Here is a 12,047-nt window from a genome sequence, read left to right as displayed (position 1 = left end):
CCCCAGGACGGGGACACCCCGCGCCACCCTCCCTTCCGTTGGTCGGTTCTCAATCGGTCGAAGACCGGGTGCTCACCCGGACTTGGTGCGGAAGCGCCGGATCGACAGCGGCGCGAAGACGAGGGTCAGCCCGGCGATCCAGACGACCGACCACAGCAGTGGCCGGGCCACCTCGCCGCCGAGCAGCAGCCCGCGCAGCGTGTCGGCGATGGACGTCACCGGGTTGATGTTCACCCAGACCTGGAGCCAGCCCGGCATGGTGTCGGTCGGCACGAACAGGTTGCCGGTGAAGGCCAGCGGCAGAATGATCAGGAACGCGAACTCCGACGCGCTCTCCGCGGCGCGCATGGTCAGGCCGAGCAGCGCCGACCCCCACGACATGGCGAAGCCGAAGCCCAGCAGCAGCAGGACGGCGGCCAGGGTCGCGACGATGCCGGTCTGGATGCGGAAGCCGAGCAGCGTGCCGACGATCAGCAGGACCACGATGGACAGCAGGTAGCGGACCATCTCGCCGAGGATGGCCCCGGTCAACGGGGCGAACCGGGCGATCGGCAGGCTGCGGAAGCGGTCGTAGACGCCCTTCTTGAAGTCGGTGCCGAGCGCGGTGCCAAGGCGCATGGTGGCGAACAGCGTGGCCTGCACGAGCATGCCCGGCAGGGCGAACTGGAGGTAGTCGCGCCAGTCACCCTTGATCGCGCCGCCGAACACGAACGTGAACATCAACACGATCACGATCGGCTGGACGACGAGCTCGATGATCTCTTCGGGATTGGTCTTCAGGTGCAGCAGGCTGCGCCTCGTCAGCGCCAGCGTCTCCCGGGCGCCGGCGAAGGGCGCGGCGGCGGGCCCGGCGGCGGGCCCGGCGGCGGGCATGGTGGTCATGAACTCTCCTTCATCGGTTCGCGGGGGCGCTCACGCGCTCCTGCCGCCCACGGCCTCGCGGTGCCCGGTCAGGGTCAGGAACACCTCGTCCAGGCTGGGACTGCGCAGCGCCAGTTCGGCGACCGCGATGTCGGCGAGGTCCAGCCGCAGCACCGCGGCGCGCAGCCCGTCCCGGTCGGCCATCGGCACGGTCACCCGCCGGTCCTCGACCGTGGCCGGGGTCCGCGCGATCTCGCCGAGGATCGCGGAGACCTCCTCCCGGTCGCCCGGGTCCACCGGCCACACCTCCAGCACCTGGCCGCCCAGCTTGCTCTTCAGCTCGTGCGGGGAGCCCTCGGCGATGACGTGCCCGTGGTCGAAGACGACGATGTGGTCCGCGAGCTGGTCGGCCTCCTCCAGGTACTGGGTGGTCAGCAGCACGGTGGTGCCGTCGGCCACCAGGTCGCGGATGACGTCCCAGAGGTCGTCGCGGGCGGCCGGGTCCAGGCCCGTGGTCGGCTCGTCCAGGAACAGCACCCGCGGCCGGCCGAGCAGGCTGGCGGCCAGGTCGAGCCGCCGCCGCATGCCGCCGGAGTAGGTGCCCGCGGAGCGCTTGGCCGCGTCGGTCAGCCCGAACTGCTCCAGCAGGCGGGTCGCCCGGCTGCGGGACTCCTCCCGGGACATGCCGAGCAGCCGGCCGATGAGGAACAGGTTGTCGAAGCCGCTGATGATCTCGTCCACGGCCGCGTACTGGCCGGTCAGGCCGATGACCTTGCGCACCTCTTTGGCCTGCCGTACGACGTCGTGGCCGCCCACTTCGGCGACACCGCCGTCGGGCTGCGCCAGGGTGGCCAGGATGCGGACCGCCGTGGTCTTTCCGGCGCCGTTCGGCCCGAGCACGCCGAGGACCTGCCCTGACCGTGCGGCGAAGCCGACCCCGTCGAGCGCGCGCGTGGAACCGTAGGTCTTGCTGAGGTTCTCAGCTCTGATGGCGTAGGACATGGCCACCTCCCTCTCTTCGTGTGTCGATGGTGTTCCACGGCCCTGTTCCGGGCCGCACCACGCGCTGACGCGCCCCTGTCACGATCTGACGGAGCCGAGCCGGTGGAATGCGCGGTTGAAGTAGATGAGCGGGTCGCCGCTGTGGAAGTGCACCCAGTCGACCCGGCCGAGCAGCAGCATGTGATCCCCGGCGTCGTAGCGGTCCTGGATCGAGCACTCGATCCCGCACAGCGCCGAGTCGACGATCGGCAGGCCGGCCGGGGTCTGCGTCGCGACGCCCGCGCCGAACTTGTCCGCCCGGGTGTCGGCGAAGCGCAGCGCGACCTCGTCCTGCCCGTCGCGGAGCATGCTGACCGCGAAGCGGCCACAGGAGGCGAAGACCGGGTAGCACCTGGCCGACTGGGCCAGGCAGACCAGCAGCAGCGGCGGGCTCAGCGAGACCGAGCAGAAGGACGTCGCGGTGAAGCCGTACGGCTTGCCGCCCTCGTCCATGGTGGTGACCACGGTGACGCCGCTGGCGAAGGCGGACATGGCGGTACGGAACGCGTCCGGCGAGGTCATGGCAGGAGCACGACCTGACCGGCGTAGTTGAGGCCCGCGCCGAAGCCCAGCAGCAGGGCCGCCCCGCCGGGCGGCGCGAGGCCGTCGCGGAGCAGGGCGTCCATGGCGAGCGGGATGGACGCGGCCGAGGTGTTGCCGCTGACCGCGACGTCACCGGCGACCGCGACGTGATCGGGCAGCTCCAGCTTGGCGGCCAGGATTTCGATCATGCGGATGTTGGCCTGGTGCGGGATGAACGCCGCCAGGTCGTGCTGGTCGATCCCGGCGCCGGCCAGCGCCCGCAGCCCGGCTGGCACCATGTGCTCCACGGCCCAGCGGAAGACCCTGCGGCCGTCCATCTTCATCATCGGCGGCGGAAGCGTCGGATCGGCGCGGAAGGCGTCCCATGTGGTGTTCATCCGCAGCGCCTCCCGGGAGGCGCCGTCGGCCCCGCGGACCGCGGGGCCGATGCCCGGCCGGTCGGATGGACCCACCAGGACGGCGCCCGCGCCGTCGGCGAACAGGAAGGAGATCGTCCGGTCGGTGGGATCGACGATGTCGGTCATCCGCTCGCTACCGATGACCAGCACGTATGTGGACTGTCCCGTGGAGACCATGTCGGCGGCGACGGCCAGGGCGTGGCAGAAGCCCGCGCAGGCCCCCGACACGTCGAAGCCGCCGGCGTCGAGCGCCCCCAGGTCGTGCGCGACCCTGACGGCCAGCGGCGGCGTCTGCACCAGGTTGGACATGCTGGCCACCACGACGCAGCCGACCCGGTCGGCGGTGACGCCCGCGTGCCGGAGCGCCGCGCGGCCGGCGGACACGGCCATCGCCTCCAGGGTCTCGTCCTTGCCGGCGAACCGGCGCGAGCGGATTCCGGATCGGCTGACGATCCATTCCTCCGACGATTCGATCCACTCGCATATCTCGCTGTTGGCGACCGCGCGCGGCGGCCGGTGCACGCCCAATCCGAGAATGCGGCAGTGTGTTCGCGGGGCCGCCAGAAGCTGGCTGGTCATGGCAGTCTCGGACCTCCTTGCGTCGGCATTCGGGCCATGGTCGCGAGGCGCGTTTGAAGGCGCTTCAAAGACGGCTTGAGAACGCGGCGGTCTCGAGTCCTTCTCAAGGGTTCTTCCAAGGCCGCGGGCGATCGTGGCGGACATGCAGAAGTTCACGCTCGATGACCTGAAGCGCGTTGTCGGTAAGTGCCTGGGCGCCTCGGAGGCGGCCGAGCTCACCGAGGAGTCCGCGGACACCCCCTTCGAGAAACTCGGCCTGGATTCGCTGGCCAGATATGAGGTCGTCACGGTTATTCAGGAGGAACTGCGGCTGCCGATCCCCGATGACGACGTGGACCAGATGGCCACGGCACGGATGGTGCTGGATTATGTGAACGGAAGGCTGGCCGGCGTAGCGCCGTGACCACCCCAGAAGTGCTTTAAAGTCGCCCTGTGGAGTTTCGGATCCTCGGTCCCCTCGACGTATGGCGCGACGGCCGGTCGATCGAGGTCAGAGGCGCCCGGCTCCGGGCGCTACTGATCATCCTCGGCCTGAACACGGGCCAGGTCGTGCCGGCCGACCGGCTGATCGGTGACGTGTGGCCCGACGGCGCTCCGGCCGACGCCGTCAACGCGTTGCACTCCCTGGTGTCGCGGCTGCGGGCGGTGATCGGCCGGGACGTGATCGATTCCCGGCTCGGCGGCTATCTGCTGGCGGCCGAGCCGGACGACCTCGACGCCAACCGGTTCGAGCGGCTGGCCGCCGCGGGCCAGGCCGCCCTCGCCGGGCGCGACCACGCCCGCGCGGCCGAACTCCTCGGCGCGGCGCTGGAACTGTGGCGCGGCCCCGCGCTGCTCGACGTGGCCGAAGCCCTTTTCGCCCAAGGACCCATCGCCCGGCTGGAAGAACTCCGGCTGTCGGCGACCAAGGACCGCATCGAGGCCGACCTCGCCCTCGGCAGGCACGCGGCGCTGCTGCCCGAACTGGAGACCCTGCTCGCCGCCCGCCCGCTGGACGAGCGGCTGCGCGCCTTCCAGATGCGCGTGCTGTACGCGTCGGACCGGCAGGCGGCGGCCTTGGAGGTCTACCGGCAGACCAAGCAGGCCCTGGCCGACGAGCTGGGCGTGGACCCCTCGGCCGAGCTGGAGACGACCTATCTGGCCGTGCTCCGCCGCGATCCGCTGGTCCGCGACGGCGGGCACGGGGGCCGGCGTACCAACCTGCGGGCGTCGCTGACGTCGTTCGTGGGCCGCGACGCCGAGATGGAGATGGTCGAACGCCACCTGGCCGAACACCGCCTGGTCACCCTGATGGGCCCCGGCGGGGCGGGCAAGACCCGGCTGGCCAGGGAGGTCGGCGCGCGGGCCATCGAGCACTCGCGCGATGAGGTCTGGCTGGTGGAGCTGGCCGCGGTCACCGAACCGGCCGACGTGCTGGGGGCCATGGCCGCGGTACTGCACCCGCCGGAGGGCATTCTGCTGACCGGCGCGCGGGACGGCGTGCCGCCCGCCTTCGACCTGGACCGCCTGGTGACCATGCTGGCCACCCGCCGCTCACTGCTCATCCTCGACAACTGCGAGCACGTGATCGAGGAGGTCGCCCGGCTGGCCGAGGTGCTGCTCGGTTCCTGCGCGGGCCTGCGGGTGCTGGCCACCAGCAGGGAGTCACTGAACATCGCCGGGGAACGGCTCGCCTGGGTGCCGCCGCTCATGGTGCCCGCGGACGCGACCCGGCCCGCCGAGGCGCTGGAGGCCCCCGCCGTGCGGCTGTTCGCCGACCGGGCCGCGGCGATCGTGCCGGGTTTCACCGTCTCCGAACGCAACGTCGCGGGCGTGGCCCGGATCTGCCGCAGGCTGGACGGGATGCCGCTGGCCATCGAGCTGGCCGCGGCCCAGTTGCGCGTGCTGTCGGTCGAACAGCTCGCCGAACGGCTCGACGACAGGTTCCGGCTGCTGGTCGGCGGCAGCCGTACGGCCTTCGCCCGCCACCAGACGCTGCGCGCGGTCGTGGACTGGAGCTGGGAGCTGCTGGAGCCGGCCGAGCAGGTGCTGCTGCGGCGTCTTTCGGTGTTCGCGGGCGGGGCCACGCTGCAGTCGGCCGAACAGGTGGCGGGCGCGGACGTGCTGCCGCTGCTCGGCGCGCTGGCCGACAAGTCGCTGTTACAGGTGTCCCGCGAGCCCGCCGGCATCCGCTACCGCATGCTGGAGACCGTGCGCCTGTACGCCCTGGAACGGCTCGCCGAGTCGGGGGAGCGGGAACGGCTGCGACGGGCGCACGCCGCCACGTTCCTGGCGCTGGCCGAGCGCGCCGAACCCTGCCTGCGCGGCCCGGACCAGGTCACCTGGCTGGACCGGCTCACGGCCGAACACGACAACCTGCGCGCCGCGCTGCGCCAGGCGATCGACGACCACGACGCCGGGAGCGCCGTCCGGCTGGTGGCCGCGCTCGGCTGGTACTGGCGGCTGACCGGAGCGCGCGGCGAGGGCGCGGAGTGGGCCAGGCAGGCGCTGGCCGTGGCGGAGGGCGCTCCCCCGGACGCCACCGTGCTGGCCCTGCTGCTCGGCGGGCTCGACCTCGGCCGGGAACCGGCCGGCCGGGCGCGGGCGGCGGTGGCGGCGTGGCGGGCCGCCGGCGAACCGGGCCGCCACCCCTACCTCATCCTGGCCGATCCCGCGCTGGCCATCGCGCTCAAGGAGCCGCCCGGGCACATCGCCGAGCTGGCCTCCCGGCACGTCGCCGACCCCGACCCGTGGACCAGGGCGACCGCGCTGCTGTGGCGGGGCATGCGCCGGCTGGACGACGCCGACCGGCAGGCCGCCGCCGACTTCGACGCCGCCCTCGCGGCGTTCCGCTCGGCGGGCGACCGGTGGGGCATGGCCTCGGCGCTGCGGGCGTCGGCCGAGATCGCCTTCGTCCGGCGCGAGTACGACCGCGCCCGCACCGCGTACGCCGAGGCGCTGCGGCTGTCCGACGAGCTGGGCGCCCGCCACGAGCGTCCCGGCCTGCTGTTCTACCTGGCCACGATCCAGATCGAGCACGGCGAGCGGGAGGCCGGGCTGGCCAGCCTGCACGAGGCCAGGGCGCTCGCCGAGGACATGGGCCAGGCGTCCACTGTCGCTGGTGTGCACCTGCTGCTGGGCAACCTGGCCCGGCGCGAGGGCGACGCCGACCGGGCGCACGAGCACCTGACGGCCGCCGCCGCCATCGTCGAGGACGCCGACGCGGACCTCATGGAACTTCGTTCGATGGTGCTGACCTCGCTGGGCCTGCTGCACGCCGGGCAGGGCCGGCTGGAGCAGGCGGAGGAGGCGCACGGCAGGGCGCTCGGCGCGGCCGTGCGCAGCGCCGACGTGCCGGTGATCGGGGCCGTCCTGATCGGCCTCGCCGACCTCGCGGCCCGGCGCGGGGCCCACGAGCGCGCCGCGGTGCTGCTCGGCGGGGCGGCGGCCATGGCGCCGGGGCCGGGGCTGTCGCCGGAAGACCTGTCCGCCATCACGCGGGCCGCGGTCGACGGGCTGGGGCGGGCCGCCTTCGACCGGCTGTCCGCCCGCGGGCGCACCATGGGCCGCCAGGAGCTGATCGCATACGGCGGGGCGGCGTCCTGACCTCAGGCGGCCACGATCTCGCACAGCACCGCGCCCCCCGCGACCGTCTGCCCCACCTCGGCCGCCAGCCCCCTGACCACGCCGGCCTTGTGCGCGGCGAGCGGTTGTTCCATCTTCATGGCCTCCAGGATCAGCAGGCTGTCCCCTTCCTGGACGGCGTCCCCGTCGGCGACGAACACCCGCACGATCGTGCCCTGCATGGGGCTCACCAGCGTGTCGCCCCCGGCCACCGGCTTGCGTCCGGCCTTGCGCCGCCGGGCCTCGGCCGGGCGGGCGGCGGTGGCGGCCGGCGCCGCGAATCCGGCGGGCAGTGAGACGGCGACCCGCCGCCCGCCCACCTCGACGGTGAGCAGTTCGCGCCCGGCCGGGGTCTCCTGCTCGGGCTCGGCGTCGTACGGGGGGATCAGCCCGGCGAACTCGGTCTCGATCCACCGGGTGTGGACGGTGAACGGCTCGGCCGGGCCGGCGGGCGCGAACGCCGGGTCGTTCACGACGGCCTGGTGGAAGGGCAGCACGGTGGGCATCCCGGCGAACTCGCAGTGGCCGAGCGCCCGCCGGGCGCGGGCCAGGGCCTCGGCCCGGTCCCGGCCGGTGACGATCACCTTGGCGATCAGCGAGTCGAACGTCTGGGGGACGGTCATCCCCTCGGCGTAGCCGAGATCGACGCGCACGCCGGGCCCGGTGGGCAGCCGCAGCCGGGTGAGGGTGCCCGGCGCGGGCAGGAAGCCGCGCCCCGGGTCCTCGGCGTTGATCCGGAACTCGATGGAGTGCCCGCGCACGGGCGGGTCGCCCTGGTCGAGCCGGTCGCCCGCGGCGATCCTGAGCTGTTCGCGCACCAGGTCGATGCCGGAGACCTCCTCGCTCACCGGGTGCTCGACCTGGAGGCGGGTGTTCACCTCCAGGAAGGTGATCGTCCCGTCGGCCCCCATCAGGAACTCGCAGGTGCCCGCGCCGACGTAGCCGCCCGCCCGCAGGATCGCCTTGGAGGCGTCGATGAGCCGCCGGGTCTCCCCGGCCGGCAGGAACGGCGCGGGAGCCTCCTCGACCAGCTTCTGGTGCCGCCGTTGCAGGGTGCAGTCGCGGGTGGAGACCACCACGACGATGCCGTGCGTGTCGGCCAGGCACTGGGTCTCCAGGTGGCGGGGGCGGTCCAGGTACCGCTCGGCGAAGCACACGCCGGACCCGAAGGCCGCCTCGGCTTCGCGCACCGCGGACTCGTACAACTCCGGGATCTCCTCGATGGTCCTGGCCACCTTCATGCCGCGACCGCCGCCGCCGTGCGCCGCCTTGATCGCCACCGGCAGGCCGTGCTCGCGGGCGAAGGCCACGACCTCCTCCGCGCCGGACACCGGGCCGGACGTGCCGGGCGCGAGCGGCGCGCCGACGGTCCGCGCGATCTCCCTGGCGCGCACCTTGTCGCCGAGCAGCCGGATGGCCCGCGGGGGCGGGCCGATCCAGGTGAGTCCGGCGTCGATGACGGCCTGCGCGAAGTCGGCGTTCTCGGCCAGGAATCCGTAGCCGGGATGCACCGCGTCGGCCCCCGCGCGCACGGCCACGTCGAGCAGCCGCTCCACGTTGAGGTACGTCTCCGCCGCCGAACGCCCGCCCAGCGCGTACGCCTCGTCGGCCACCCGGACGTGCAGGGCGTCCAGATCCTGTTCCGCGTAGACGGCGACTCCGGCGATCCCGGCGTCGCGGCAGGCGTGAGCGACGCGTACGGCGATCTCACCACGATTGGCGATAAGCACCTTATGCACGTGTTCTCCATGATCTGGGGGAGTGGTAGCCCGGTACGGGGAGGCGCGTGGGCCGCCGGCGCAGCGGGACCCGGTGGGCCGCGGGCCGCGCCCGCGACCCCGCGAGCAGCGCGATGACCACGGCGGCGAGCTCTTCTTCGGTCAGCTCGGCGCCGGAGAGGCGGATGTCCATCAGAACGGCGGGTTGCCGTGCTTGCGGGAGGGCAGCGGCTGATGCTTGGCGGCCAGCATCTCCAGCGCGCGGATGAGCGTGCGCCGGGTGTCGGCCGGGTCCACCACGTCGTCCACGAGACCGCGTTCGGCGGCGTGGTAGGGGTGCATCAGCTCCCTGCGGTACTGGGCGATCCGCTCGGCCCGTACCGCCTCCGGGTCGGCCGCCGCGGCGATCTCCCTGCGGAAGATCACGTTGGCCGCGCCCTCCGCGCCCATCACCGCGATCTCGTTGGTCGGCCAGGCGTACGACAGGTCCGCCCCGATCGAGCGCGAGTCCATCACGATGTACGCCCCGCCGTACGCCTTGCGCAGGATCATCTGGATCCGCGGCACCGTGGCGTTGCAGTAGGCGTACAGCAGCTTGGCACCGTGCCGGATGATCCCGCCGTGCTCCTGCTCGACCCCCGGCAGGAAGCCCGGCACATCGACCAGCGTGAGCAGCGGGATGTTGAAGGCGTCACAGGTCTGCACGAAGCGGGCCGCCTTGGTGGAGGCGTCGATGTCCAGCACGCCCGCGAGCGAGGCCGGCTGGCTGGCCACGATGCCCGCGACCCGCCCGCCGAGCCGGGCGAACGCGCAGATGACGTTCGTGGCCCAGGCGGCGTGGACCTCCATGAAGTCGCCGTGATCGACGATCTCCTCGATCACCTCGCGCATGTCGTAGGCCCGGCTCGGGTCGGCGGGCACCAGGTCCAGCAGCCTGTCGTTGCGCCGGCCCGCCGGGTCGCTCAGGAAGTCACCGGGCGACTCGTCCGGCGGCAGTTCCCGGTTGTTGGCGGGCAGGTAGGCCAGCAGGTCGCGTACCGCGGCCAGGCACTCCTCCTCGTCGTCGTAGGCGAAGGCCGCCACCCCCGACACGCTCGCGTGGACGTCGGCCCCGCCCAGTTCGGCGTGCGTCACCTGGGCCCCGGTCACGGCCTGCACCACGTCGGGACCGGTGATGAACATCTGGGCCGTGCCGCGCACCATGAACACGAAGTCGGTCAGGGCGGGGGAGTAGGCCGCGCCGCCCGCGCACGGCCCCATGATCACATTGATCTGCGGGACCACGCCGGACATCCGGGCGTTGCGCTGGAAGATCCCGCCGTACCCGGCGAGGGCGGTGACGCCCTCCTGGATCCGCGCCCCGGCGCCGTCGCACAGGCCGACCACCGGCGCCCCGGTCGCCTCGGCCAGGTCCAGCAGCTTGTGGATCTTCTCGGCGTGCGCCTCGCCGAGCGCCCCGCCGAACATCCGGAAGTCGTGGGCGTAGACGAAGACCTTGCGCTGGTTCACCTCGCCCCAGCCGGTCACCACCCCGTCGGAATAGGGCCGCTTGTCCTCCAGGCCGAAGCCGCGGGCCCGGTGCAGCCGGAACGGCTCGATCTCGGTGAACGAGTCCTTGTCGAAGAGCAGATCGATGCGCTCGCGCGCGGTGAGCTTGCCCTTGGCGTGCTGCGCGGCCGTGCTCTTCGCGCCGGGGCCTTCCACGACCCGCTCCCTGAGCCCGGCCAGCTCCTCCACTCGCCCGCGCATATCGGGCTCGCCGAGCCGGGCGGGGGCGCGTTCGTCGAGTGCGGTCATCCCGTCCTCCCTTCCCCGAACCAGGCCGCCAGGGCACTGGTCAGTTCCTTCTCGCCGAACACGGCTCCCGCGGGCAGCACCCACGCCACACAGCCGTCGGGCCTGAGCAGGAGCGCGTCGACGCCGTCGATCCCGGCCTTCGCCGAGACGGTCCCGACCCGGGCCGACCAGCCCGCCGCCGCGGCGTGGACCTCGGCCCGGCCGGCCAGGTCCAGCAGCAGCCCCTGGCCGCCCAGCCGTTCGCGGAGCCGCCCGCCGGCGCCGCCCAGCGGCAGGTCCGGGCAGAGCGTGCCGACCAGCGGATGGGCCTCGCCCAGGTCGTACCGGACCGACTGGCCGGTCTTCATGTCCACGATGAGCCGGGTGACCGGCTCCAGGCCGACCAGCCCGGCGAACAACTCGCGCAGCGCGCGGCTCTGCGGGTCGGGCCGCATCAGCGCCGCCTGCGCGCGCGTGTTGTGCAACAGCACCGCGCCCACCGGGTGGCGCTCGACGGTGTAGGTGTCCAGCAGGCCCTCGGGGGCCCATCCCTGGACCTGCGCGGCCAGCTTCCAGCCCAGGTTCGCCGCGTCCACCAGGCCGACGTTGAGGCCCTGGCCGCCGAAGGGGGCGTAGATGTGCGCCGCGTCCCCGGCGAGCAGCACCCGCCCGGCGCGGTACGACGTCACCTGCCGGGCCTCGTCGGTGTAGACGAAGCCGGAGACGAGTTCGTCGATGACCACGTCGGTGCCGCTGACCCGGCGGACGGCGGCCTGGAGGTCCGGCAGGGTGAGCGGCGCGTACGGGTCGTCCGGCGGGCTGTCGAACTCCACGGCGGCCACCCGCTGCGCGCCGAACCCGGCGAACACGAAGACGCCGCGCTCGGTGTGGTGGAACCCGGGGGTCAGCTTGGCCCGCTCGGACTCGGCCAGCCGTACCACGCCGTCCCGGCCGGTGAGGCCGGCCGGAGAGCCGACGAAGTCGAAACCCGCCAACTCACGCACGGTGCTGCGGTGACCGTCGCAGCCGGCCAGGTAGGCGCAGCGGACCTGGAGCGGGCCGCCGGGCGCGGCGACCCGCACGCTCACCCCCTGCTCGTCCTGGCTCAGGCCGACCACCTCGTGCTCGCGCCGCACCTCCACGCCCAGCCGGTCGGCGTGCCTGGCCAGCAGTGCCTCCAGCTCCGGCTGGTCGATGCGGACGCGGCGGCGGTCCGGGTCGGAGGCCAGCGACGGGTCCAGGAAGATCCCGCCGAAGTGTTCGCGCGGGCCGCCGGCCTTGCCGGTGAGGGCGAGGTCGCGGGCCGTCGCGGCCTCCTCGGCCGCGCCCAGCTCGGCGGCCAGGCCCAGGCCGTACATGGCCTCGGCGGCCAGCGGGCCCATCGAGCCCGCCTTGATCGCCTGGTCCGGCCGGGCCCGCCGTTCCAGGACCAGTACCGACACCCCGGCCGAACGCAGCTCGCAGGCGAGCATCAGCCCGACGGGCCCGCCGCCCGCCACGACGACCTCGAAGTAGTTGGTCACGGGGA

The 12,047-nt window shown here is 73.3% G+C and carries 10 protein-coding genes; 2 read left to right on the top strand and 8 right to left on the bottom strand.

What is annotated here, in order from left to right:
- Window positions 1-72 precede the first annotated feature (72 nt).
- The 4 genes from C1I98_RS05610 to C1I98_RS05595 form a co-directional block, all read right to left on the bottom strand.
- Window positions 73-882 carry an ABC transporter permease gene (locus C1I98_RS05610; protein WP_111165997.1) on the bottom strand — a complete coding sequence of 270 codons (810 nt, stop codon included), beginning with the start codon at window positions 880-882 and terminating at the stop codon, window positions 73-75.
- Window positions 883-912: 30 nt separating this feature from the next.
- The gene (locus tag C1I98_RS05605; RefSeq protein ID WP_111166000.1) at window positions 913-1,863 is read right to left on the bottom strand and encodes an ATP-binding cassette domain-containing protein; all 951 of its coding nucleotides are present in this window, start codon (window positions 1,861-1,863) and stop codon (window positions 913-915) included.
- Between the two features lie 78 nt (window positions 1,864-1,941).
- Window positions 1,942-2,424 (bottom strand): flavin reductase family protein, encoded by a 483-nt coding sequence (locus C1I98_RS05600; RefSeq protein ID WP_111165996.1) that lies wholly within the window; start codon window positions 2,422-2,424, stop codon window positions 1,942-1,944.
- Window positions 2,421-3,422: a beta-ketoacyl-ACP synthase 3 gene (locus tag C1I98_RS05595; protein ID WP_111165995.1), complete on the bottom strand. Its 1,002-nt coding sequence runs from the start codon at window positions 3,420-3,422 to the stop codon at window positions 2,421-2,423. Before C1I98_RS05595 ends, C1I98_RS05600 begins: the two co-directional genes overlap by 4 nt.
- Window positions 3,423-3,564: 142 nt before the next feature.
- On the opposite strand from C1I98_RS05595, the gene C1I98_RS05590 reads away from it, so the two are divergent.
- Both C1I98_RS05590 and C1I98_RS05585 read left to right on the top strand, forming a co-directional pair.
- On the top strand, window positions 3,565-3,825 hold the full coding sequence (locus C1I98_RS05590; RefSeq protein ID WP_111165994.1) for a phosphopantetheine-binding protein: 261 nt from the start codon (window positions 3,565-3,567) through the stop codon (window positions 3,823-3,825).
- Window positions 3,826-3,854: 29 nt separating this feature from the next.
- Window positions 3,855-7,007: an ATP-binding protein gene (locus tag C1I98_RS05585; protein ID WP_111165993.1), complete on the top strand. Its 3,153-nt coding sequence runs from the start codon at window positions 3,855-3,857 to the stop codon at window positions 7,005-7,007.
- A 2-nt stretch (window positions 7,008-7,009) separates the two neighbouring features.
- On the opposite strand, the gene C1I98_RS05580 is transcribed toward C1I98_RS05585, so the two are convergent.
- Genes C1I98_RS05580 through C1I98_RS05570 form a run of 4 tightly spaced genes read right to left on the bottom strand, consistent with a single transcriptional unit; the run spans window position 7,010 to window position 12,042 of the window.
- Window positions 7,010-8,764 carry an acetyl/propionyl/methylcrotonyl-CoA carboxylase subunit alpha gene (locus tag C1I98_RS05580; protein ID WP_111165992.1) on the bottom strand — a complete coding sequence of 585 codons (1,755 nt, stop codon included), beginning with the start codon at window positions 8,762-8,764 and terminating at the stop codon, window positions 7,010-7,012.
- Complete coding sequence (locus C1I98_RS40345) at window positions 8,757-8,936, bottom strand: acyl-CoA carboxylase epsilon subunit (RefSeq protein WP_146607298.1); 180 nt, start codon at window positions 8,934-8,936, stop codon at window positions 8,757-8,759. The genes C1I98_RS05580 and C1I98_RS40345 overlap by 8 nt, the downstream gene beginning before the upstream one ends.
- The gene (locus C1I98_RS05575) at window positions 8,936-10,540 is read right to left on the bottom strand and encodes an acyl-CoA carboxylase subunit beta (protein WP_111165991.1); all 1,605 of its coding nucleotides are present in this window, start codon (window positions 10,538-10,540) and stop codon (window positions 8,936-8,938) included. Before C1I98_RS05575 ends, C1I98_RS40345 begins: the two co-directional genes overlap by 1 nt.
- Entirely contained in the window at window positions 10,537-12,042 is a 1,506-nt protein-coding gene (locus tag C1I98_RS05570) for an FAD-dependent monooxygenase (protein WP_199536741.1), read from the bottom strand. Before C1I98_RS05570 ends, C1I98_RS05575 begins: the two co-directional genes overlap by 4 nt.
- Window positions 12,043-12,047 lie beyond the last annotated feature (5 nt).

The organism is Spongiactinospora gelatinilytica (assembly GCF_003236385.1).
In the GTDB taxonomy this organism is placed as follows: Bacteria; Actinomycetota; Actinomycetes; order Streptosporangiales; family Streptosporangiaceae; genus Spongiactinospora; species Spongiactinospora gelatinilytica.
Note: the sequence above shows the minus strand (reverse complement) of the source record. Positions and strands in the feature narration are given on the sequence as shown.